The 22,648-nt window shown below is 68.6% G+C and carries 18 protein-coding genes; 7 read left to right on the top strand and 11 right to left on the bottom strand.

What is annotated here, in order from left to right:
* Positions 1-196: 196 nt before the first annotated feature.
* The 6 genes from DX03_RS05205 to prpB form a co-directional block, all read right to left on the bottom strand.
* Positions 197-1,654 carry a bifunctional 2-methylcitrate dehydratase/aconitate hydratase gene (locus tag DX03_RS05205; RefSeq protein ID WP_038686917.1) on the bottom strand — a complete coding sequence of 486 codons (1,458 nt, stop codon included), beginning with the start codon at positions 1,652-1,654 and terminating at the stop codon, positions 197-199.
* Positions 1,655-1,672: 18 nt separating this feature from the next.
* Complete coding sequence (gene prpF / locus DX03_RS05200; protein ID WP_038686915.1) at positions 1,673-2,863, bottom strand: 2-methylaconitate cis-trans isomerase PrpF; 1,191 nt, start codon at positions 2,861-2,863, stop codon at positions 1,673-1,675.
* A gap of 28 nt (positions 2,864-2,891) precedes the next feature.
* Positions 2,892-3,599, bottom strand: coding sequence for a hypothetical protein (locus DX03_RS05195; protein ID WP_038686913.1), 708 nt, complete (start codon positions 3,597-3,599; stop codon positions 2,892-2,894).
* 99 nt (positions 3,600-3,698) lie between these two features.
* Complete coding sequence (acnD, locus tag DX03_RS05190; RefSeq protein ID WP_038686911.1) at positions 3,699-6,314, bottom strand: Fe/S-dependent 2-methylisocitrate dehydratase AcnD; 2,616 nt, start codon at positions 6,312-6,314, stop codon at positions 3,699-3,701.
* A 139-nt stretch (positions 6,315-6,453) separates the two neighbouring features.
* A complete protein-coding gene (prpC, locus tag DX03_RS05185) occupies positions 6,454-7,611 on the bottom strand; it encodes a bifunctional 2-methylcitrate synthase/citrate synthase (RefSeq protein WP_038686909.1) in 1,158 nt (385 codons plus the stop codon).
* Between the two features lie 29 nt (positions 7,612-7,640).
* Positions 7,641-8,531: a methylisocitrate lyase gene (gene prpB / locus DX03_RS05180; RefSeq protein WP_038686907.1), complete on the bottom strand. Its 891-nt coding sequence runs from the start codon at positions 8,529-8,531 to the stop codon at positions 7,641-7,643.
* A gap of 160 nt (positions 8,532-8,691) precedes the next feature.
* Here prpB and prpR point away from each other — a divergent pair, with 160 nt between their 5' ends.
* Complete coding sequence (gene prpR / locus DX03_RS05175; RefSeq protein WP_102100608.1) at positions 8,692-10,311, top strand: propionate catabolism operon regulatory protein PrpR; 1,620 nt, start codon at positions 8,692-8,694, stop codon at positions 10,309-10,311.
* A gap of 9 nt (positions 10,312-10,320) precedes the next feature.
* Here the strand turns inward: prpR and DX03_RS05170 are convergent, their stop codons facing one another.
* The 3 genes from DX03_RS05170 to pdxH form a co-directional block, all read right to left on the bottom strand.
* A complete protein-coding gene (locus DX03_RS05170; protein WP_038686905.1) occupies positions 10,321-11,157 on the bottom strand; it encodes an ankyrin repeat domain-containing protein in 837 nt (278 codons plus the stop codon).
* A gap of 75 nt (positions 11,158-11,232) precedes the next feature.
* Entirely contained in the window at positions 11,233-11,694 is a 462-nt protein-coding gene (locus DX03_RS05165; protein WP_038686902.1) for a DoxX family protein, read from the bottom strand.
* 98 nt (positions 11,695-11,792) lie between these two features.
* The gene (gene pdxH / locus DX03_RS05160) at positions 11,793-12,392 is read right to left on the bottom strand and encodes a pyridoxamine 5'-phosphate oxidase (RefSeq protein WP_038686900.1); all 600 of its coding nucleotides are present in this window, start codon (positions 12,390-12,392) and stop codon (positions 11,793-11,795) included.
* Positions 12,393-12,433: 41 nt separating this feature from the next.
* On the opposite strand from pdxH, the gene DX03_RS05155 reads away from it, so the two are divergent.
* Entirely contained in the window at positions 12,434-13,264 is an 831-nt protein-coding gene (locus DX03_RS05155) for a kinase (RefSeq protein ID WP_038686898.1), read from the top strand.
* Positions 13,265-13,309: 45 nt separating this feature from the next.
* Here DX03_RS05155 and DX03_RS05150 read toward each other — a convergent pair whose 3' ends face one another.
* Positions 13,310-13,513, bottom strand: coding sequence for a dodecin family protein (locus DX03_RS05150; RefSeq protein ID WP_038686896.1), 204 nt, complete (start codon positions 13,511-13,513; stop codon positions 13,310-13,312).
* 95 nt (positions 13,514-13,608) lie between these two features.
* Here DX03_RS05150 and DX03_RS05145 point away from each other — a divergent pair, with 95 nt between their 5' ends.
* The 5 genes from DX03_RS05145 to mdtD all read left to right on the top strand — a co-directional run bounded on the left by DX03_RS05145 (position 13,609) and on the right by mdtD (position 18,822).
* Positions 13,609-14,151, top strand: a complete 543-nt coding sequence (locus DX03_RS05145; RefSeq protein WP_038686895.1) for a shikimate kinase — start codon at positions 13,609-13,611, stop codon at positions 14,149-14,151.
* The gene (gene aroB / locus DX03_RS05140) at positions 14,148-15,257 is read left to right on the top strand and encodes a 3-dehydroquinate synthase (protein WP_038686893.1); all 1,110 of its coding nucleotides are present in this window, start codon (positions 14,148-14,150) and stop codon (positions 15,255-15,257) included. Before DX03_RS05145 ends, aroB begins: the two co-directional genes overlap by 4 nt.
* A gap of 72 nt (positions 15,258-15,329) precedes the next feature.
* A complete protein-coding gene (locus tag DX03_RS05135; protein ID WP_038686891.1) occupies positions 15,330-15,581 on the top strand; it encodes a WGR domain-containing protein in 252 nt (83 codons plus the stop codon).
* Positions 15,582-15,644: 63 nt separating this feature from the next.
* The gene (gene hemE / locus DX03_RS05130) at positions 15,645-16,718 is read left to right on the top strand and encodes a uroporphyrinogen decarboxylase (RefSeq protein WP_038686889.1); all 1,074 of its coding nucleotides are present in this window, start codon (positions 15,645-15,647) and stop codon (positions 16,716-16,718) included.
* Positions 16,719-17,418: 700 nt separating this feature from the next.
* Positions 17,419-18,822, top strand: a complete 1,404-nt coding sequence (gene mdtD / locus DX03_RS05125) for a multidrug transporter subunit MdtD (protein ID WP_081797312.1) — start codon at positions 17,419-17,421, stop codon at positions 18,820-18,822.
* A 201-nt stretch (positions 18,823-19,023) separates the two neighbouring features.
* Here the strand turns inward: mdtD and DX03_RS05120 are convergent, their stop codons facing one another.
* Entirely contained in the window at positions 19,024-22,554 is a 3,531-nt protein-coding gene (locus DX03_RS05120; protein WP_244880183.1) for a hybrid sensor histidine kinase/response regulator, read from the bottom strand.
* Positions 22,555-22,648: the final 94 nt, after the last annotated feature.

Here is a 22,648-nt window from a genome sequence, read left to right as displayed (position 1 = left end):
CGGCTAGCCATGATGACGCTCCTTGATCAAGGCGGCCAGTATAGAGGTGACCCGCCTCGAGCGGAGGCGGGCGACGGTGGGGTTTGGGTGGGATCCGGGGCAGCCGACCAACGGTCGGCTCTACCGGGGATGGGGTGTGCCGACCGCGCATCGGGTGTGGCCCGCTGGGGATGTGGCAGCCGACCGACGGTCGGCGCTACCCGGCTACGTAGAGGTTTACGTAGTCGTGTACGGTCATCGCTTCCAGCACCACCGGGTCCAGTGAGGCATCGAGGATGCGGCGCTGCTGCTGGGTCGGGTAGGTGGCGGTGAGGTGGGCGCGGAACTTGTCCTCCAGCAGGGGGATGCCCTCGGCGCGGCGGCGGGCGTGGCCCAGCGGGTACTCCACCTCGGCCTCCAGGGTGCTGCCGTCGGTGAACGCCACCGCCAGCGCGTTGGCGATGCTGCGCTTGTCCGGGTCCAGGTAGTCGGCGGTGTAGCGCGGCTCCTCGACGCAGGTGATCTTCGCGCGCAGCGCATCGATGCGCGGGTCGGCGGCCACGTCGTCCTCGTAGTCCTCGGCCACCAGCCGGCCGAAGATCAGCGCGATGGCGACCATGTACTGCACGCAGTGGTCGCGGTCGGCCGGGTTATGCAGCGGGCCGGGCTTGTCGATGATGCGCAGGCAGGCCTGCTGGGTGCGCAGGGTGATGTGGGCGATGTCCTCGCTGCGCTTGCCGGCCGCGCGCATGCGCGCATGCAGCTGCATCGCCGCCTCCACGGCGGTCTGCCCGTGGAATTCGGCCGGGTAGCTGATCTTGAACAGCACGTTTTCCATCACGTAGCTGCCATACGGGCGCTGGAAGCGGAACGGCTGCCCGCCAAAGCTGACGTCGTAGAACCCCCAGGTGGGTGCGGTCAACGCACTCGGGTACCCCATCTCGCCCGCCGCGGCCATCAGTGCCAGCCGCACCGCGCGGCTGGTGGCATCGCCGGCCGCCCAGCTCTTGCGCGAGCCGGTATTGGGGGCGTGCCGGTAGGTGCGCAGCGACTGCCCGTCCACCCAGGCCAGCGACACCGCGTTGAGCATGCGCTCGCGGTCGAGCCCGAGCAGGTGCGCGACCACGGCGGTGGAGGCCACCTTGACCAGCACCACGTGGTCCAGCCCGACCCGGTTGAATGCGTTTTCCAACGCCAGGCAGCCCTGGATCTCATGCGCCTTGACCATCGCCACGAGCACGTCGCGCATGGTCAACGGCGGCCGCCGCAGTGCTTCGGCGTTGCGGCTGAGCCAGTCGGCCGTGGCCAGGATGCCGCCGAGGTTGTCGGACGGATGGCCCCATTCGGCGGCCAGCCAGGTGTCGTTGAAGTCCAGCCAGCGCACCATCGCGCCGATGTTGAAGGCCGCCTGCACCGGGTCCAGTTCGAAGCGCGTGCCCGGCACGCGCGCGCCGTTGACCACCCGGGTGCCAGGCACCAGCGGTCCGAGCAGCTTGCTGCAGGCGGGAAACGCCAGGGCCGCCAGGCCGCAGCCAAGCGTGTCGATCAGGCAATGGCGCGCGGTGCTGAAGGCCAGCGGCGACTCCACCCGGAAGTCGCGCACGTAGTCCACGATGTCGGTCATGACCGCATCCCATGGCGGTCGCTGGTTGCTGCTGTGGTCGTGACCGGACATCGTGATCTCCTGTTGAACCTACAAGGTGTCGGCGGGTACCCGCACCGCGCCTTCCATCAGCACGCGTGCACTGCGGCTCATGATGGCCTTGGTGACCGTCCACTGCCCGTCAACGAACGCCGCCTGTGCGCCCACCCGCAGCGTGCCGGACGGATGCCCGAAGGTGACCGCCTCACGCTCGCCGCCACCGGCGGCCCGGTTGACCAGCGTGCCGGGGATCGCAGCGGCGGTGCCGATCGCAACCGCCGCCGTGCCCATCATCGCGTGGTGCAGCTTGCCCATCGACAGCGCGCGCGCGTGCAGGTCGATGTCCCCCGCGGCGATCTGCTTGCCGCTGGAAGACACGTAGTCCTGCGCCGGGGCGACGAACGCCACCTTGGGCGTGTGCTGGCGGGTGGCGGCCTGGTCGATGCTGTCGATCAGGCCCATGCGCACCGCGCCGTGCGCACGGATCGCCTCGAAGCGGGCCAGTGCGGCCTTGTCCTCGTTGATCGCCGGCTGCAGTTCGGTACCGGTGTACCCCAGGTCGGCCGCGTTGAGGAAGATGGTGGGAATGCCGGCGGTGATCATCGTCACCTGGAAGCTGCCCACGCCGGGCACGTCCAGGGTGTCGACCAGGTTGCCGGTCGGGAACATCGACCCGCCCTCGCCGTCGCCGTCATCGGACGGGTCGAGGAACTCCAGCTGGATCTCGGCCGCCGGGAAGGTCACCCCGTCCAGCTCGAAATCGCCGATCTCCTGCACCTGGCCATCCACGACCGGCACGTGGGCCAGGATGGTCTTGCCGATATTGGCCTGCCAGATCCGCACGGTGCAGATGCCGTTGTGCGGGATGCGCGCCGGGTCGATGAAGCCGTTGCTGATCGCAAACGGGCCTACCGCGGTGCTGAGGTTGCCGCAGTTGCCGCTCCAATCCACGAACGCGGTATCGATGGCGACCTGGCCATACAGATAGTCCACGTCATGATCGGGCACCGACGCGGCGGCGATGATCACGCACTTGCTGGTGCTGGAGGTGGCACCGCCCATGCCGTCGGTGTGCTTGCCATACGGGTCGGGCGAGCCGATCACGCGCATCAGCAGCGCATCGCGGGCCGGGCCCGGCACCTGCGCCGCCACCGGCAGGTCGGTCAGCCGGAAGAACACACCCTTGCTGGTACCTCCACGCAGGTAGGTGGCCGGAATGCGGAGCTGGGGGAGGAAGGTCATAACGGATGCCTTGGAAGTCTCGGAAAAATCAGCGCTGGGCGACCAGCGCGGGAAGAGGATGACGTTTGTGCGCGGCCAGGGCGCTGCGCTGCTCCCAGCGGAACAGCCACAGGATGACCAGCTTGGTGCTGCCGCTGACCACGGCCAGCAGCAACAGCGGCCAGCCCAGGCGCAGCCCCATCGCGAAGGCGAAGACGACCGTGGAAACATCCATCAGCAGGATCAGCTGGCTCATCCGCAGCGATACCGCACCGGTGCGGCCGGAGCGCCAGATCAGCAGGATCTGGTGCGCATACCCCTGCGCCAGCAACGCGGTGATGGCCACGATCATCGCCGAGGCCAGTACCCGCCCTTCGTCGACGTGGCGCTGCCCCCAAACCAGCCCGGCCAGCGCACACAGCAGTGCCAGGCAGGCCAGCGCCAGCCCGGTGGTGGCCGCGCGGCTGCGACGGTCCGTCCAGATCTCGCGCAGGATCAGCAGCACCAGCACCGAAGCGAGCAGGCGCGGCCAGACAATGAAGTGGTTGAACGGCTGGATGGTGTAGCCGTAGACGAAGAACGACAGATAGGCCAGGAAACTGACCGTGAACTGGTTGAGCGACAGGATGTCGGTGGCGCCACCGTTGGCCGCGCCCGCGCTACGGCGCCGCCAGACCTTGCGCAGCTGCGCCCACACGCCGACCAGGCTGAGCAGGATGAACGCGGTGTTGATGATGCCCGCCACGGTGTAGAACATGTCGCCGACCGTCCTGTCTGGTATCGCTTGCCAGCGCATCGGTGGCCCCATGCCACCGACGCTGCGGGCGCGCACACCGGGTGCGCGCCCGTGTTGCCCTCACGCCACCTGCGACGCTTCCAGGAAGTCCTGGGCGAAGCGCTGCAGCACGCCACCGGCCTCGTAGATGGACACCTCCTCGGCAGTGTCCAGGCGGCAGGTGACCGGCACCTTCAGCTGTTCACCGTTGTGGCGGTGGATCACCAGGGTCAGCTCGGCACGCGGCACGCGTTCGCCGATCACATCGAAGGTTTCGGTGCCGTCGATGCCCAGCGTCTTGCGGTTCACGCCGTCCTTGAACTCCAGCGGCAGCACGCCCATGCCGATCAGGTTGGTGCGGTGGATGCGTTCGAAGCCTTCGGCGGCAATCGCCTCCACGCCGGCCAGGCGCACGCCCTTGGCGGCCCAGTCGCGCGAACTGCCCTGGCCGTAGTCGGCACCGGCAATGATGATCAGCGGCTGCTTGCGCGCCATGTAGGTTTCAATGGCTTCCCACATGCGCGTGACCTGCCCGTCCGGCTCCACGCGCGCCAGCGAGCCCTGCGTCACCTGGCCATCGACCACGGCCATTTCGTTGATCAGCTTCGGGTTGGCGAAGGTGGCGCGCTGCGCGGTGAGGTGGTCGCCGCGGTGGGTGGCGTAGGAATTGAAGTCCTCTTCCGGCAGGCCCATCTTGGCCAGGTATTCGCCGGCGGCGCTGCTGGCCATGATCGCGTTGGACGGCGACAGGTGGTCGGTGGTGATGTTGTCGCCGAGCACGGCAAGCGGACGCATGCCACTGAGCGAGCGCGCACCGGCCAGAGCGCCTTCCCAGTACGGCGGGCGGCGGATGTAGGTGCTCTGCTCGCGCCACGCATACAGCGGGCTGATCGGCGCGCCGTGCTCCACCTTGAAGGTGAACATCGGGTCGTAGACCTGGCGGAACTGCTCCGGCTTGACGCAGGCCTTGACCACCGCATCGATCTCGGCATCGCTGGGCCACAGGTCCTTCAGCGTGATCGGGTTGCCATCGGCGTCGTGGCCCAGGGCGTCCTTCTCGATATCGAACCGCACGGTACCGGCGATCGCGTAGGCCACCACCAGCGGCGGCGAGGCCAGGAACGCCTGCTTGGCGTACGGATGGATGCGCCCGTCGAAGTTGCGGTTGCCCGACAACACCGCCGTGGCGTACAGGTCGCGGTCGATCACTTCCTGCTGGATCTTCGGGTCCAGCGCGCCGCTCATGCCGTTGCAGGTGGTGCAGGCGAAGGCCACGATGCCAAAGCCCATCTGTTCCAGGTCGCCCAGCAGGCCGGCCTCTTCCAGGTACAGCTGCACGGCCTTGGAACCGGGTGCCAGCGAGCTCTTCACCCACGGCTTGCGGGCCAGCCCGGCGCGGTTGGCGTTGCGCGCCAGCAGGGCGGCGGAGATGACGTTGCGCGGGTTGCTGGTGTTGGTGCAGCTGGTGATGGCGGCGATGATCACCGCGCCATCGGGCATCAGCCCCTGCTCCTGCTCCAGCTTGCCCGAGGCCAGCTTGGCTTCATCGGCGATGCCGCGTGCGGCCAGCTCGCTGGTGGCCACGCGCTTGTGCGGGTTGGACGGGCCGGCCATGTTGCGTACCACGCTGGACAGGTCGAACTGCAGCACACGCTCGTACTGCACGTTGGCCAGGTCGTCCGACCACAGCCCGGTGGCCTTGGCGTAGGTTTCCACCAGCTGCACCTGGGCTTCCTCGCGGCCGGTCAGGCGCAGGTAGTCCAGGGTCTGCTGGTCAATGGAGAACATCGCGGCGGTGGCGCCGAACTCCGGGGTCATGTTGGAAATGGTGGCGCGGTCGCCGATGGTCAGCGCGGTGGCGCCTTCCCCGAAGAACTCGATCCACGCCCCCACCACGCGCTCCTTGCGCAGGTATTCGGTCAGCGCCAGCACGATGTCGGTGCAGGTGATGCCCGGCTGCGGGCGACCGGTGAGTTCCACGCCGATGATGTCGGGCAGGCGCATCCACGAGGCGCGGCCGAGCATCACGCTCTCGGCTTCCAGGCCGCCCACGCCGATCGCGATCACGCCCAGCGCGTCCACGTGCGGGGTGTGGCTGTCGGTACCCACGCAGGTATCGGGGAAGGCCACGCCGTCGCACACCTGCACCACCGGGGACATCTTCTCCAGGTTGATCTGGTGCATGATCCCGTTGCCCGGTGGAATCACGTCGACGTTCTTGAACGCCTTCTTGGTCCAGTTGATGAAGTGGAACCGGTCTTCGTTGCGACGGTCCTCGATGGCGCGGTTCTTCTCGAACGCAGCCTTGTCGAAGCCGGGGAATTCCACGGCCAGCGAGTGATCGACGATCAGCTGGGTCGGCACCACCGGGTTGATCTGGGCCGGGTCGCCACCGGCATCGGCGATGGCATCCCGCAGGCCGGCCAGGTCCACCAGCGCGGTCTGGCCCAGGATGTCATGGCACACCACGCGCGCGGGGAACCACGGGAAGTCCAGGTCCTGGCGGCGCTCGATCAGCTGCCGCAACGACGCGTCCAGGGTGGCCGGGTCGCAGCGGCGCACCAGGTTTTCAGCCAGCACGCGCGAGGTGTACGGCAGCGTGGCATAGGCACCTGGCTGGATCGCATCGACCGCGGCCCGGGTATCGAAATAGTCCAGCGCGGTGCCGGGGAGGTTCTTGCGGTACTGAGTATTCATGGCTGGCGATAGCTGCTTGTTGGCGGGCCGGGGCGTCGTGACACCGGCGAAGAAGGAGTAGCGACGCCGCAACGGAGTAGACCGGCATCACGCCGGCCTGCTCCGCAAGGCACCCGCGAACGGGTGCGGTACGTCTGTCTTACCTGCGCTGGTCGATCGGCACGAAGGCCTGGTCTTCCGGGCCGGTGTAGTTGGCGCTGGGGCGGATGATCTTGCCGTCGATGCGCTGCTCGATGATGTGCGCGCTCCAGCCGGAGGTGCGTGCGATGACGAACAGCGGGGTGAACATCGCCGTGGGCACGCCCATCATGTGGTAGCTGACCGCGCTGAACCAGTCCAGGTTCGGGAACATCTTCTTGATGTCCCACATCACCGTTTCCAGGCGCTCGGCGATGTCGAACATCTTCACGTTCTGCTGCTCGGCCGACAGGTCGCGCGCCACTTCCTTGATGATGTTGTTGCGCGGATCGCTCACGGTGTACACCGGATGGCCGAAGCCGATCACCACTTCCTTGCGCTCGACGCGGGCCTTGATGTCGGCCTCGGCGTCGTCCGGGCTGTCGTAGCGCTTCTGCACTTCGAAGGCCACTTCATTGGCGCCGCCGTGCTTGGGACCCCGCAGCGCGCCGATGCCGCCGGTGATGCAGCTGTACATGTCGCTGCCGGTGCCGGCGATGACGCGGCAGGCAAAGGTGGACGCATTGAATTCATGCTCGGCGTACAGGATCAGCGAGGTGTGCATCGCCTTCACCCACGAGTCCTGCGGCTTCTCGCCGTGCAGCAGGTGCAGGAAGTGGCCGCCGATGGAGTCATCGTCGGTTTCCACGTCGATGGCGCGGCCGTTATGGCTCCAGTGGTACCAGTACAGCAGCATCGAGCCCAGGCAGGCCATCAGCTTGTCGGCGATGTCGCGCGCGCCCGGATGATTGTGGTCATCCTTTTCCGGCGACACGCAGCCCAGCACGGACACGCCGGTACGCATCACGTCCATCGGGTGCGCCGACGGCGGCAGTTCTTCCAGCGCGGCCTTGACCGCGGCCGGGATGCCGCGCAGCGATTTCAGCTTGGACTTGTAGGCCACCAGCTCGGCGCGGGTGGGCAGCTTGCCATGCACCAGCAGGTGGGCGATTTCCTCGAACTCGCTGGTGTTGGCCAGGTCCAGGATGTCGTAGCCCCGGTAGTGCAGGTCGTTGCCGCTGCGGCCCACCGTGCACAGCGCGGTGTTGCCCGCAGCGGTGCCGGACAGGGCGACGGATTTCTTCGGCTTGAAGCCGGGCGCGGTGGTTGCTTCGCTCATGATCCCTCCAGAAAACAAGTGGTGCGACGTTACTTCTTGGCGGCGAACAGCGCATCGAGCTGCTGCTCGAAGGCGTGGTAGCCGATACGGTCGTACAGCTCTTCGCGCGTCTGCATCGCATCGACCACATTACGCTGGTGGCCGTCGCGGCGGATGGTCTCATATACGTTCTCGGCGGCCTTGTTGGCGGCGCGGAACGCGGACAGCGGGAACAGCTGGATGGCAACGCCGGCCGAGGCCAGTTCGTCGCGGGTGAACAGCGGGGTCTTGCCGAACTCGGTGATGTTGGCCAACACCGGCACCTTCACCGCGTCGACGAAGCGGCGGTAGGTGGCCAGGTCGTAGGCGGCCTCGGCGAAGATGCCGTCAGCGCCGGCCTCGACGCAGGCAATGGCACGTTCGATGGCCGCATCCACGCCGTCCACCTGGATGGCATCGGTGCGCGCGATCAGGAAGAAGTCCGGGTCGGTCTTGGCGTCGGCGGCCGCCTTCACCCGATCGACCATCTCGCCCTGGGTGACGATTTCCTTGCCCGGGCGGTGACCGCAGCGCTTGGCGCCGACCTGGTCTTCGATATGGCAGGCGGCGGCGCCGGCCTTGATCAGCGACTTCACGGTGCGCGCGATGTTGAACGCGCTGGGGCCGAAGCCGGTGTCGATGTCCACCATCAGCGGCAGGTCGCACACATCGGTGATGCGGCGCACGTCGATCAGCACGTCTTCCAGGGTGTTGATGCCCAGGTCCGGCAGGCCCAGCGAACCGGCCGCGACGCCGCCGCCGGACAGGTAGATGGCGCGGTAGCCGGCGCGCTGCGCCAGCAGGGCGTGGTTGGCGTTGATCGCGCCGATCACCTGCAGGGGCGATTCGGCAGCCAGTGCGGCGCGGAAACGGGCGCCAGCGGAAGAAACAGGGGTGCTCATCGGGCAGCATTCCAGGGTGGTTGACGGGAGTGAAGGCGCAAGGGCCGTGCCAAGTGCCAAGTGTCTGATTTGATTGAGACAGGGCGGTAACAGGCACGTTTCACCGTGCAACATTGAAACACCTGTAACATGGATGGAACTGAAACATTGAAACGCCGCCATGTCGATCAGCCTGCCCCGCCACCGTTCCCGCCTGCCCGACCCGGACGCCGGCAGCCTGCCAGTGATCTGGACCGTCAGCGTGTCGCGCCTGACCGGGCTGCTGGGCGATGTGATCCCCGAGTTCGACCGCCGCGCGCGGATCGTGCCGATCAACCTCGGCTTCGAGGAAGCGGTGGACGTGATCGGCCAACGCCTGCGCCGCGAGCACTGCGACGTGGTCATCGCCGGCGGCTCCAACGCGGCCTACCTGCGCAGCCGGCTGGAGGTGCCGCTGGTGCCGATCCAGGCCAACGGCTTCGACCTGATGGAGGCGCTGGCGCGGGCGCGCCGGATCGCGCCCCGGATCGGCCTGGTCACCCACGCCACCGACGTGCCCACCTTCGGCAGCTTCCAGCACAGCTTCGGGCTGGACATCGAGCACCGCCGCTTCGTGACCCGTGAAGACGCACGCGACTGCATCGCCGACCTGCGCGCCAACGGCATCGAAGTGATCGTCGGCACCGGCATGGCCATCGACCATGCCGAACAGGTGGGCCTGCCCGGGGTGCTGTTGTACTCGGCCGATTCGGTGCGCCAGGCGTTCGAGCACGCACTGGAACTCACCCAGACGCTGGCGCGGGTGGGCGCCCCCTCGCCGCGGCGTCGTCCGCCGGCCCGTCGCCGCGATGCCGACCACGCGCTGCTCGGCGACAGCGCCGCGATGCAGCAGGTCCGCGACCGCATCGCGCTGTATGCCCCGCACGACAGCACGGTACTGGTGACCGGCGCGACCGGCACCGGCAAGGAACTGGTCGCCCGGCAACTGCACGGCAGCAGTGGCCGGCGCGGGCGGTTTGTCGCGCTCAACTGCGGGGCCATCAGTGAATCGCTGCTGGAAGCGGAGCTGTTCGGCTACACCGAAGGCGCCTTCACCGGCGCGCGGCGCGGCGGCCGTGTCGGCCTGGTCGAGGCGGCCGACGGCGGCACCCTGTTCCTGGACGAGATCGGCGAGTTGCCGCTGCCGTTACAGACACGGCTGCTGCGGGTACTGGAGGAGCGCGAAGTGTTGCGCGTGGGTGCCACCGAACCTACCCCGGTGGACGTGCGCGTGGTTGCGGCCACGCTGCAGACGCTGGAATCGCTGGTGGATGCGCAGCGCTTCCGCCGCGACCTTTACTACCGCCTGGCTGCGTTGCGGATCGCGTTGCCGACCCTGCACGAACGCCGCGACGACGTGCCGCTGCTGCTGGAACACTTCTTCACCCTGCTGGCCGGTACGCCGTCACCGCTCGCCGCCGCGGCGCTGCAGCGGCTGTGCGATTACGCGTGGCCAGGCAACGTGCGCGAGCTGCGCAACATGGTCGACCGGCTGCGCATCCATTGGCCACATGGGCGGGGCGAGCTGTCGCTTGCGCAGATGCAGGCCTGGCTGCCGGAGCTGTCATCGGTCCCCACCGCGCCGCTCGCCTTGGCCGGCGCAGTGCCGGGTGGCGTGGCCCAGCGCGCGGCCGCGCGCCCCGGCAACGACACGCTGCAGCAGCTGCTCGACGACCACGGCGGTAACCGTGAGCAGGTCGCCCAGCGTCTGGGCGTGTCGCGTACCACGCTGTGGCGCTGGCTGCGCAGCACCACCGGCTAAGAACGCGGCTTACGCCACGCCGCGCAGGTTCACCGTGGGCCGCTGCGCTGCCGAGCCATCCCAGTCCACCGCCAGCCCCGCCGCACTGAAGGCATCCACGATCGTGCGCCCCACCTGTTCCATGGCGGCGCTGGCGCCCTCCGGCCCGGCCCAGAAGCCCAGGCTGAGATCGCTGCTGCGCTTGGCGCGGTTGAGATCCTGGCGGGTGTAGAAGCACAGACCCACCAGGCCGGCGTCCATACCGCCGCGTTCGATGAACTGCTGGGCGGTGTCGGCGAAGCCATCGTCCTGGGTCAGGCCAATGTCCTGCGCGGTGACGATGCCCTCGGCCTCAAGGCCGGCGAACACCGCCGTGATCTTCGCGTGGGCGGCGCGCCAGTCGGCGGCCCGCATCTTCTGCGGCGGCCGGGGCTCGGCCTGCACCGGAATGGGAAAGCCGGTCACCGCAGACAGCAGCGCCTGTACCTCCGGCATCATCGCGTTGACGACGATATGGTTGCCGCCGCCGTCGCGCACCGCCGGGTTCGCACCGGCGTCGAGCAGCATCTGCACCGGCGCGCACGCCAGCGCAAATTCAGCGGCCAGGTACAGCGCGGTCCGCCCACCGCCGCCAAGGTGTTCCAGCGGGCTTCCTGCATCGATGAGCAGGCGCAGTACCTGCAGGTGCTGGTCGGCCGGGGTGTCATGGGTCGCGCGTGCCGCACATTCCAGCGCAGTGAAGCCATGGGCGTTTTCTGCGCTGACGTCGGCGCCCGCCGCAAGGCCGGCCTGCACTGCCGCCACGTCGGCCGCAAGGGCGGCCGCGCAGAGATCGATGGCCGGCGAAGAAGCGGGTGCGATGGTCATGCGGCAGATCCGTGTGTGGGTGGATGTCTCCGCAAGTATGCAGGAGCCCGCATCGCGGGCGCTGCGCGCCACCGTTCATGCCATGGGCGAAGCGCCGCGTCCCGTCCACAGCGCATAACGCCCCGCGCCCAGCACGCACACCCACGCCAGGGCGACGCCCAGTGGCACCTCCGGCAGATACAGGAACCAGCTCAACCAATCCAGGGGTCCCAGGCCCGCCGGGATACGTCCGATACCGTCGGTGAAGGCCGCTACCGCGCAGATCATCATCAGCGCCGCGGCCGACAGGCGCGGCAGCACGCCAAGCACCAGGGTGGTGCCGAGCACCCATTCCACCATCGCCACTGCAGGGGCACTGGCCGCCGGCCACGGGATACCCGCCTCGGCGAGTGTGGCCAGCATGCGATCCCTGCCGTCATCGGTGAACAGCTTGTTCCATCCCGATACGGCAAACATCGTGCCCGCGACGATGCGCGACAGCAGCAACAACAGCGAGGCGGGGATTCGAGTCTCGACAGGCATGGCAGAAATGGGCATGACAGCGCGGTTCCAGGGCAGACAGTGTCGTCCGCCCCGATCCTAACCGGCGGTTTCCCACCCCCGCGTGCCGCGCGCAGTTTTCGATGGACGCGCCCTTACGGGAACAGCAACCGCTTGTTCCACTGCCCGTCGTGATCGACCTCGTAGCACCAGCGCTCGTGCAGCCGGAACTGCGCGCCGTACCAGAACTCGATCCGCTGCGGCACCACGCGCAGCCCGCTCCAGCCTTCCGGTCGCGGCACCTCGCGGTCGGCGAAGCTGGCTTCGGTGGTGGCTACCCGCGCGTCGAACTCCTCGCGCGATGCCAGCGTTTTGGATTGCAGCGAGGCCCATGCGCCGATCTGGCTCATGCGCGGGCGCGAGGCGAAGTAGGCGTCGGCTTCGGCATCGTCCACCTGCTCGACACGGCCTTCGATCCGCACCTGGATGCCCGCCTCGCGCAGGCTGCGCCACAGGAACAGCAGGGCCGCGCGCGGGTTGCTGCGCAACTCGCGGCCCTTGTGGCTGTCCAGATGGGTATAGAACACGAACCCACGCGCGTCGAAGGCCTTCAGCAGCACGGTGCGTGCCGACGGCTGGCCGCTGGTGTCGGCTGTCGCCACGGTCATCGCATTGGGTTCGATTTCCGCGCTGTGCTTGGCCTCCTCGAACAGCGCGGCAAAGGTGGACAACGCTTCGGTATACAGATCGGTCATGGTTGGTTTCTTGCCATTCGATTTGGGTTTATTGTCACCGCATGCCTGCTACCGCGTACATGCCCCGCAACAAAGGATTTCCCGATGCACTGGTCGCCCAGGCACTGGAGGATGCGCTGGCAGCTGGCACGGAGGTGCCAGTATTGGCGATCAGCGGGCTGCAGGGCAGCGGCAAATCGACGCTGGCAGCCCAGGTGGTGGCGCTGGCCGAACAGCGCGGGCTGCGCGCAGCGGCCCTGTCCATCGACGATTTCTACCTGACCCGCAGTCAACGCCAACGCCTGGCCCGCCAAGTCCATCCGCTGTTGCTTACCCGCGGCCCGCCGGGCACGCACGACCTGCCACTGGCGCATGCCACGCTGGACGCCATCGCGGCACGCCAGCCGGTGGCATTGCCACGGTTCGACAAGCTGGCCGACGAACGCGTGGCGCAGGCCGAATGGCCGCGCGTGAGCGGCCCGCTGGACCTGCTGGTGTTCGAAGGCTGGTTCCTGGGCACGCCTGCCCAGCCCGAAGCCGACCTGCAGCCGCCCTTGAACGCGTTGGAGCGCGACGCCGACGCCGACGGACGCTGGCGGCAGTGGTGCAACCAGGCGTTGGCCGCGCACTACCCCGCGCTGTGGCAGCGCTGCGACCGCCTCTGGTTCCTGCAGCCGCCGGACTTCGCGGTGGTGCCGCGCTGGCGCTGGCAACAGGAACAGAACCTGCAGGCTGCCCAGCCGGAACGCAGCAGCATGAGCCGCGCCCAGCTGGAGCGGTTCGTGCAGTACTACGAACGGGTCAGCCGCCAGGCGTTGCGCACCCTGCCGGGGCTGGCCGACCGGGTCATCGCGCTGGACGAGCAGCGGCAGGTCGTCACGGCGCCCGTGTAGGCGGCGCCGATCCCGGTCAAATCGACCGGGCGGCCACCGTTTTTCTCAGCCCACCACGAAGGTCACCCGCAGGTTGACCCGCCATTCGGTGATGTTGCCCTCCCCGTCGGTGACCACCTTGGTTTCGTTGATCCATGCGCCCTGGATGCCCTTGACCGTTTCGGACACCTTCTTCAGCCCGCTGCGCACCGCGTCTTCGACGCTGGTCTTGGAGGACGCATTGATCTCGATGATTTTGGCCACTGACATGGGCACGCTCCGGCTGCCTGCGGGACATTCCGCAGCCCCCACCATGGGGGCCGGCGCGTAAAGGCCACGGCACGGAAATGTTAGGATCGGGGGTAATGAACCCTGCTCCGAACCTGATCCTGATTGGCCCGATGGGCGCCGGCAAAACCTGCATCGGGCGCCGCCTGGCCGAGCGCTTCACGCTGGACTTCGTGGACGCCGACCAGGCCATCGTGGACGCCGCCGGGGCCAGCATCCCGGCGATCTTCGAGCACTCCGGCGAGGCCGGCTTCCGCCAGTACGAACGCCAGGCGCTGCAGACCCTGCTGCGCGGGCGCAACCAGCTGGTCTCCACCGGCGGCGGCGCCGTGCTGGACCCCGACAACCGCGCCATCATCGCCGAACGCGGTTTCGTGGTGTACCTGCGGGTCAGCGTGGCCGGGCAGCTGGAACGGCTGGCCCGCGACCGCACCCGGCCGCTGCTGCAGCGCCCGGACCGCGAGCAGGTGCTGCACGAGATGGCGGCGCTGCGCGACCCGCTGTACCGCGCGTTGGCCGACCTGGCCCTGGATACCGACCTCTACACCCCCGCCGAGGCCACCGCGCAGCTCGTACTGCGGTTGGCCGCCCAATGGCAGCGACAGGACCCACCCGCATGACCCCCGCCCCCCGTACCGTCGCCGTTGGCGGCGACACGCCCTACACCATCCATATCGGCCCCGGCCTGCTGGGCCAGGGTGACCTGCTTGCCCGCCACGTGCGCGGCCGTCACGTGCTGCTGCTCAGCGATTCCTCGGTGGCCCCGCTGTACCTCGCCGGCGTGAAAGCAGCGCTGCTGGCCGCACGCCCGGACCTGCGGGTCGGCGAGCTGGTGCTGCCGGCCGGTGAAGCGTCCAAGACTCTGGCCAACTTCGGCGCGGCCATCACCGCCTTGGCCGCGCTTGGCGCAACCCGCGATGCCTGCGTGCTGGCCCTGGGTGGCGGCGTTGCCGGCGACCTGGCCGGCTTCGCGGCCGCCTGCTGGATGCGCGGCGTCGACTGCGTGCAGCTGCCCACCTCGCTGCTGGCGATGGTCGACTCCTCGGTGGGCGGCAAAACGGCCGTGGACATCCCCGAAGGCAAGAACCTGGTCGGCGCGTTCCACCCGCCGCGCGCGGTGATCGCCGACACGGCCGCGCTGCGCACCCTGCCGCCGCGCGAACTGCGCGCCGGGCTGGCCGAGGTGATCAAGTACGGCGCCATCCGCGACCCGCTGTTCTTCCAGTGGCTGCAGGCCGAACACGCCGCGCTGCTGGCCGGCGACGATACCGCGCTGGCCCAGGCGATCGCGCGCAGCTGCGAGCACAAGGCCGAGATCGTGGCCCGCGACCCGCATGAAAAGGGCGAACGCGCCTTGCTCAATCTCGGCCATACCTTCGGCCATGCAATCGAAACCGAACAGGGCTATGGCGCGCCCGGCAACGACAACCTCAACCACGGCGAAGCGGTCGCGGTGGGCATGGTGCTGGCGGCGCGCCTGTCGGCCCAGCTGGGCATGAGCAGCGAGGCCGACACCGCGCAGCTGCGCGACCTGCTGCTGCGCTACGAACTGCCGGTGGAGATTCCCGCCGGGCTGGCCCCCGAGGCGCTGCTGGCGCGCATGCGCCTGGACAAGAAGAACATCGCCGGGCGCCTGCGCCTGGTGCTGTGGCGGGGCATCGGCCGCGCCGAAGTGGTGGCCGACGTCGACGAAGCCGACGTACTGCGCGTGCTGGCCGCCCGCTGACCTGCGACCGTTGGCCGCAGGTGGGGTGGGCCACCACGGCCTGCCCCGGCGTTCACGGCTACAATCGCGGCCATGCGCGTCTTCCTGCAGCACCACCCCGGCGGCACTGAACCGGCCCGCTACCTTCAGCTGACCCTGCAGCCGGACCTGTTCGGCAGTTGGGAACTGCTGCACGAATCGGGCGTGGTTGGCGGTCGCGCGCGGTTGCGGTGTGAGGTGTTCGCGGAGGCCGAGCCGGCCCAGCGCGCCTTCGAGAAGACGCGCGACATCCACCTGCAACGTGGCTACCAGATCACCTACACCAGCGGCACCGCGCCGCGCTGAGCGCCGGCCCAACCCCGCTCTTTCATCCCGGCCCCGTGCCACCAGAGTCCAAGGAAGCGTTACGTGACCAGCCCCTCCCGCCATGATCGCCTGCTGCGCGCCCTGCGCCGCGAACCGGTGGACTGCACCCCCGTCTGGCTGATGCGCCAGGCCGGCCGCTACCTGCCCGAGTACCGCGCCACCCGCGCCAAGGCCGGCAGCTTCCTGGCCATGGCCAAGAACCCCGACATCGCCTGCGAAGTGACCCTGCAGCCGCTGCGTCGCTTCGACCTGGATGCGGCGATCCTGTTCTCGGACATCCTCACCATTCCCGACGCGATGGGCCTGGAGCTGTACTTCGTCGATGGCGAAGGCCCCAAGTTCCGTCACCCGGTACGCGACACCGCCGCCATCGCCAAGCTGGCCGTGCCGGACATGGAAACCGAACTGCGCTACGTCATGGACGCGGTCCGCGTGATCCGCCGCGAACTGGACGGCAGCGTGCCGCTGATCGGCTTCTCCGGCAGCCCGTGGACCCTGGCCTGCTACATGGTTGAAGGCGGCGGCAGCAAGGACTTCGCCCGCATCAAGGCCATGGCCCTGAACGAACCGGCCGCCCTGCACCAGCTGCTGTCGGTGGTCACCGACGCGGTCATCGCCTACCTGGCCGCCCAGCGCGCCGCCGGCGCGCAGGTACTGCAGGTCTTTGACACCTGGGGCGGCGTGCTCAGCCCCGGCATGTACCGCGAATTCTCGCTGCGCTACCTGACCCGCATCGCCCAGGAACTCGAACGCGGCCAAGGCGACCAGCGCACCCCGCTGATCCTGTTCGGCAAGGGCACCGGCCTGCACCTGGGCGCACTGGCCGACACCGGCGCCGACGCCCTCGGCGTGGACTGGACCCTCGATCTGTCCGACGCACTCGCCCGCACCGGCGGCCGCGTCGCCCTGCAGGGCAACCTGGATCCCGCCACCCTGTACGGCAACCCCGCAGCCATCGAACGCGCCGCCGCCCGCGTGCTCGACAGCTACGCCGACGGCAACGGCGGCTCCCGCGAAGGCCACGTGTTCAACCTGGGGCACGGCATGTCCCCCGACATGAACCCCGAACACGTGGGCGTGCTGGTCGAGGCCGTGCACCGGTTGAGCAAGCGCTGATCCATCCGCGCGGAGGGCAGCCGACCAACGGTCGGCTCTACCCCCCAAACACCCCGTCGCCGGTCACACCCAACCACATCCGAACCGGCGGTCACGCCCAACCACACCGCAACCGGTAGAGCCACCCCATGGGTGGCTACACGTAAGGCCGGAAAGAACTGCAGCCACGCGAACCCGTGCATCGATTGACGTAAGCGTTGATCGATCGGCGTGGAGGGCAGCCGACCAACGGTCGGCTCTACCCCCAAACACCGGCGGTCACACCAACCACATCGCAACCGACGGTCACACCAACCATCCCGCAACCGGTAGGGCCACCCGGTATGTGGTTACGCAGCACCGGCAACAACAGCAGTCCCGCATGGCGTGGCTCTACCGCTGTCGCCATGCACACCGACAAAGTGTCGGGGGCTGGCGTGGGTGGGTTGGCGGGACCGTTGGGCGCCATGGATGGCGCCCACGAGCCCCCATGGATGGGTTTACGGCGTGTCCCGCCAACCCACCCACGCCAGCCCAGCCAGGTCGCCACCACACCAAGCGCTCCGGCTCCGGCTCCGGCTCCGGCTTCGGCTTCGGCTCGAGCTCTGGCTCTGGCTCCAGCTTCTGAAAAACTTTGCCAATCCAGTCCACAACCACATCTTGACCACACCCTGATCCCACATCGGCGATCATGTGCGCCTCGTTGATGAAGGCCCCCACGATGACGACCAGCAGCTACGCCTCGATCCGGCCCCTGTTGTGGCTCGTATCGCTGGCAATCTTCATGCAGATGCTGGATTCCACCATCGTCAACACCGCCCTCCCCGCCATGGCCCGCAGCCTCGGCGAAAGCCCCCTGCAGATGCAGTCGGTCGTCTTCAGCTACGCCCTCGCCGTCGCCACCTTCATCCCCGCCTCCGGCTGGATCGCCGACCGCTTCGGCACCCGGCGCACCTTCCTCGTCGCCATCATCCTGTTCACCCTCGGCTCGCTCGCCTGCGCCCTGGCCCAAACCCTCCACCAACTCGTCGGCGCCCGCGTCCTGCAGGGCATCGGCGGCGCCATGCTGCTCCCCGTCGGCCGCCTCGCCGTCATGCGTTCCGTCTCGCGCGAAGAATTCCTCCGCGCCATGAGCTTCATCGCCATCCCCGCCCTCATCGGCCCCCTCATCGGCCCCACCCTCGGCGGCTGGCTGGTCGAAGTGGCCTCCTGGCACTGGGTCTTCCTGATCAACCTGCCCATCGGCGTCATCGGCTACATCGCCGCCACGAAAGTCATGCCCGACCACTACGCCGAACACCGCACCCGCTTCGACATCGCCGGCTACCTCATGCTCGCCTTCGGCATGATCGTCCTGTCGCTCGCACTCGACGGCATCTCCGGCATGGCCACCCCGCACGCCCTGGTCATGCTCATGACCGTCGCCGGCCTGGCCGCCCTCGTCGGCTACTGGCTGCACGCCGCCAATTCCACCGCCCCGCTGTTCTCGCTCGCCCTCTTCCACGTGCCCAGCTACCGCATCGGCATCCTCGGCAACCTGTTCTCGCGCATCGGCAGCAGCGCCATGCCGCTGCTGATCCCCCTGCTGCTGCAGGTAGGCATGGGCATGAGCCCGATGAATGCCGGCCTGCTCATGATCCCCGTCGCCGCCGCCGGCATGCTGGCCAAGCGCTACGCGGTCAAACTGGTCGAGCGCTTCGGCTATCGCCGCGTGCTGATGGTCAACACCGTACTGGTCGGCCTGGCCATGGCCAGTTTCATCTTCATGACCCCCGGCCAGCCGCTGTGGGTACGCGTCATCCAGCTGGCGCTGTTCGGCGCCGTCAATTCCCTGCAGTTCACCGTCATGAACACTGTCACCCTGCGCGACCTCGACCGCGACTTCGCCAGTGCCGGCAACAGCCTGCTCTCCATGGTGATGATGCTCGCCACCGGCTTCGGCGCCGCCGCCGCCGGCAGCCTGCTGGCCGCCTTCGCGCACCTGGACCAGCTGCATGGCGCCACTGCCGCCCTGCACGCCACGTTCGTCTGCGTCGGCGCCATCACCCTGACCTCCACGCTCATCTTCTGGCAGCTGCCCGACACCCGCCCATCGCCGCGCGATGTGGAGGAGGTCGCCGAATAGGCGACCTCCGGGTAGCATCGGACCGTTGGTCCGATGACCTTTAAAAAACGCGTTTACCCACCGCGCCCGTTGGTCCGATGAAAGGCCAGCGCACCAACGGTGCGCTGCTACCCTGGTTCGTCCGATGACCCACCAGCGCACCAACGGTGCGCCGCTACCCTGGTTCGTCCGATGACCCCCCAGCGCAGCCACGGTGCGCTGCTACCCGCGCGGTTGCCGCAGCGCCCGCGCGATCGCCTCCACCAGCAGGTCGCCGGTCACCGGCTTGCGCAGGAAGCCGCTGAAACCGGCCTCGTGCACCTGCTGCTCGATCCCCGGGTCGGTACGCGCCGTCACCGCGATCATCGGCATCTCGTAGCCCTGGTTGTGCAGGTGCCCGGCCAACTCGATGCCGCCCAGACCCGGCAGGTCCAGGTCCAGCAGCGCCACGTCGAACGGCGTCCCGCTGACCTCGCGCAACGCAGCCAGCGCATGTTCGGCATGCACCATGTCATGCCCGCGCGCGCCCAGCAGACCGGTGATCACACTGGCCACCGTTGCATCGTCCTCCACCAGCAGAATGCGCAGCGGCGGCAGGCGCAGGCTCTCACTGCCCGGCTCGCCGCCAGCCGGCAGCGCGGCGATGTGCAGCGGCAACGGCAGGCTCACGCTGAAGCGCGTGCCCACGCCCAGCTGGCTCTCCACCCCGATCTGGCCCTGCATCGCCAACGCCAGCTCCCGGCAGATCGCCAGGCCCAGCCCGCTGCCGCCGTACTGCGCCGCCGTGCGCGCCCCGTCGGCCTGCTCGAAACGCCGGAACAGGCGCTGCTGCTGGTCGGCGCTGATGCCCGGCCCGGTGTCGGATACCTCGAAATGCAGGCCACGCTCGGACGACAGCGTGGTTGCCTTCAGCCGCACCTCGCCATGCGTGGTGAACTTCACCGCATTGCCCAGCAGGTTGAGCAGGATCTGCCGCACCCGCACCGCATCGCCCACGCTGGCCAGGCCCGGTGGCAACTGGTTGTCCACCACGAAACGCACGTGCTTCTGCTCGGCAAGCGCGGCCATCAGCGTGCAGACATCGCTCACCACGTTGTGGACGTCGAACGGCTGCGACTGCAGCTGCAGCCGCCCGGACTCGATGCGGGCCAGGTCCAGCGCATCGTTCACCAGATGCAGTAGATGCTCGCCGGCATGCCGGATGGACGCGGTCCAACTGCGCTGCTGCGGGTCCAGCGACGACCCCAGCAGCAGCTCGCTCATGCCCAGCACACCGGTCATCGGCGTGCGCACCTCATGCCCCAGGTTGGCCAGGAAGCGGGTCTTGGCCGCTGACGCCTGCTCGGCCAGTTCCTGCTTCTGCAAGGCCAGCTGGTAGGCATGCCGACGCTGCAACCGGCGCCGGTACAACCACGCAATGAGGCTCATCAACAGCAGCGTCATCGAGGTCAGTACCAGCAGCCCGGACATGCTCCGCCACCACGGCGGCATCACCCGGAATTCCAGCGACTGCACCCGCGACCACACCTGGTCGGCCGAACGCGCCTGCACCTCCAGCCGGTAGCGGCCCGGTGGCAACCGCGAGAACACGCGCTCGCCGGCCGGCCCCACTTCCACCCAGTCCGGGTCGTAGCCGGCCAGCCGGTAGCGGTAGCTGTTGGACGACGAATCGGCGAACGACAACAGACGCGCCACGATGCGCAGATCGCGGTCGGCGTCAGCGACCTCCAGCGGGGTCAGGTGGGTCAGGTCGGCGACGCGGTCGCCGCGACGCACCTCGACCCGTTCGATCACCAGCGGCGCACGCCGGTTGGACGGCCGCACTTGGCGCGGGTCGAACACCACCACGCCGGCCGGCGTGCCGCCAACGATGCGGCCACTGGCGGTGCGGCTCAGCGTGCTGCGACGGAACTCCTGGCTGGGCAGGCCATCGTGCACGCCATACAGGCGCACGTTGCCCATCTGCGGGTCGACCCGGATCAGGCCACGTGCGCTGGCCGCCCACACCACGCCCTGCGCATCGACCACCAGCCCGGTTGCCGACACTTCCGGATAGCCCGCGCCACCGCCGACGACCGCCTGCAGCAACAGCCGTCCATCCTGCCACCGGTACTGGCTCAACCGCCCTTCTTCGGACAGCCACACGCTGTCATCGTCGGCGCGCGCCAGCGCGTGGATCGCCGCCGCTGGACCACCCGGCACGGGTTCAAACCGTGAACGGCCCGGCATCCACTGCAGCAGGCCCTGGTTGGTGGCCACCCACAGCGTATCGTCCGGTCCGCACAGCAGGTCCAGGGCCAGTTGCCCGGCCGCGAGCCCGGCATGCCCGGCCGGCACCCGGTGCAGCACGCGACCGTCCAGGTCGCGCTGCTGCAACCCGGTCGACGCAGCGCTCCACAGGCGTTGGCCGTCGCAGACCGCCAACGATTCCAGCTGGCCCTCCATCGCCGCATCAACGGCAGCATCGTGCCCCCAGCGGCGGATCGATGCATCCTTGGGGTCATAGCGCAGCAAGGCCGACGCCGAGCCGATCCAGACCTGGCCGCGGGGATCTTCCTGTACCGATTGCAGCCACTGCGTCCCGTCCACACCCCTCCGATGCTGCGTCACACGGCCGCTGACCGGATCAAACTTGTCCAGCGCCCCGTGCGTTCCCACCGCCCATACCCCGCCATCGGCGGCGGCGGACGTGCCCAGCACGTAACCATTGCGCAGCGACCCCGGATCGTCCTCCAGGCGCGACAGCACCGAGAACTGCCACCAGCGCGGCAACAGGTGCCACAACCCGCCGTTGATGCTGGCCAGCCAGATCCCGCCTTCGCGGTCTTCATAGGCGCCGGTCCAGTTCGGGCGTACCTGGCCACGCGCCACCGCGCTGTACAGCGGCACCTGCTGGAACTGGTTGTCGTAGGCGCGCCCCAGCCCGGACCGGGTATCGAGCCAGTAGCCGCCCTGCTCGTCGCGCAGCATCATGCCCAGCACCTGGTCGCCGGCCGCCACCTTCCACGGTGCCGGTTCGAAGCGCCCGTCCGGCCGCCGCACCAACACGCCGGTATTGGTGCCGATCCAGAGGCTGCCATCGATCTCGGCGGTCAAGCCGTTGATCACCTGCGCCGGCACATCGCGGGTGGATACCCGTTCGAAATCCGTGCCGGTCCAACGTGCCAGGCCGGCCTGCGTGCCCACCCACAGGCTGCCATCGCGGGTGGTGGCCAGCTGGGTCACCGACGCGGCGGGCAGGCTGCGCGGATTGCCGCGCTCGGGCATGAAACGGGTGACCTTGCCGTCACGGTCCAGGCGGTGCAGGCCGCCTTCGTAAGTCCCGAACCACACGGTGCCATCGGCGGTGGAGGTGATCGACCAGATGGTGTTGCTGCCGATCTGCGGGTGGCTGGCGCGGTCGAAGAAGCGCAGCTCGCGGCGGTCGGCCGACATCATCGCCAGGCCGGCATTCTCGGTGCCGATCCACAGCTGGTTGCGGGCATCCACATGCACGCTCCACACGTGGTTGTCGCGCAGGCCATCCTCGGCGCGCCAGACCCGGTAGTTGCGCCCGTCGTAGCGGGCCAGGCCGTCGTTGGTGGCGATCCACAGGTAGCCGTAGCCATCTTCGGCCATGCGGTTGACCGTGTTGGACGGCAGTCCATCGAACACGGTCAGCTGGCGTGGCGTTGGCGGCACGGGCTGGGCCTGGCCGAAGGTCGGCCACAGCCATGCAATCCCGATCAGGAGCAGCCAACGCAATGACACCACTGGTGGATCTCCCCCATCGTCCATGGATGCACCCCAGAGGCTACGGGCGCGCGTTGCTGCCGGCGCGCCGATCCTGGGCCAGTCCGCATGGTAA

The sequence above is a fragment of the Stenotrophomonas rhizophila genome, assembly GCF_000661955.1.
Lineage (GTDB): Bacteria > Pseudomonadota > Gammaproteobacteria > Xanthomonadales > Xanthomonadaceae > Stenotrophomonas > Stenotrophomonas rhizophila.
This window is presented reverse-complemented; position numbering and strand designations above follow the sequence as displayed.

Coding starts and splice junctions, on each gene's coding strand:
- DX03_RS05150 (WP_038686896.1), bottom strand. CDS start 13,513: ATGTCAGTGGCCAAAATCATCGAGATCAATGCGTCCTCCAAGACCAGC.
- prpR (WP_102100608.1), top strand. CDS start 8,692: ATGTCGATCAGCCTGCCCCGCCACCGTTCCCGCCTGCCCGACCCGGAC.
- DX03_RS05145 (WP_038686895.1), top strand. CDS start 13,609: ATGAACCCTGCTCCGAACCTGATCCTGATTGGCCCGATGGGCGCCGGC.
- DX03_RS05195 (WP_038686913.1), bottom strand. CDS start 3,599: ATGTTCTACACCGTGGCGGGCATCATCAACACCGCGTTCATCCTGCTC.
- aroB (WP_038686893.1), top strand. CDS start 14,148: ATGACCCCCGCCCCCCGTACCGTCGCCGTTGGCGGCGACACGCCCTAC.
- acnD (WP_038686911.1), bottom strand. CDS start 6,314: ATGAATACTCAGTACCGCAAGAACCTCCCCGGCACCGCGCTGGACTAT.
- prpC (WP_038686909.1), bottom strand. CDS start 7,611: ATGAGCGAAGCAACCACCGCGCCCGGCTTCAAGCCGAAGAAATCCGTC.
- prpB (WP_038686907.1), bottom strand. CDS start 8,531: ATGAGCACCCCTGTTTCTTCCGCTGGCGCCCGTTTCCGCGCCGCACTG.
- DX03_RS05205 (WP_038686917.1), bottom strand. CDS start 1,654: ATGTCCGGTCACGACCACAGCAGCAACCAGCGACCGCCATGGGATGCG.
- DX03_RS05165 (WP_038686902.1), bottom strand. CDS start 11,694: ATGCCCATTTCTGCCATGCCTGTCGAGACTCGAATCCCCGCCTCGCTG.
- prpF (WP_038686915.1), bottom strand. CDS start 2,863: ATGACCTTCCTCCCCCAGCTCCGCATTCCGGCCACCTACCTGCGTGGA.
- DX03_RS05135 (WP_038686891.1), top strand. CDS start 15,330: ATGCGCGTCTTCCTGCAGCACCACCCCGGCGGCACTGAACCGGCCCGC.
- mdtD (WP_081797312.1), top strand. CDS start 17,419: ATGACGACCAGCAGCTACGCCTCGATCCGGCCCCTGTTGTGGCTCGTA.
- DX03_RS05155 (WP_038686898.1), top strand. CDS start 12,434: ATGCCTGCTACCGCGTACATGCCCCGCAACAAAGGATTTCCCGATGCA.
- pdxH (WP_038686900.1), bottom strand. CDS start 12,392: ATGACCGATCTGTATACCGAAGCGTTGTCCACCTTTGCCGCGCTGTTC.
- DX03_RS05170 (WP_038686905.1), bottom strand. CDS start 11,157: ATGACCATCGCACCCGCTTCTTCGCCGGCCATCGATCTCTGCGCGGCC.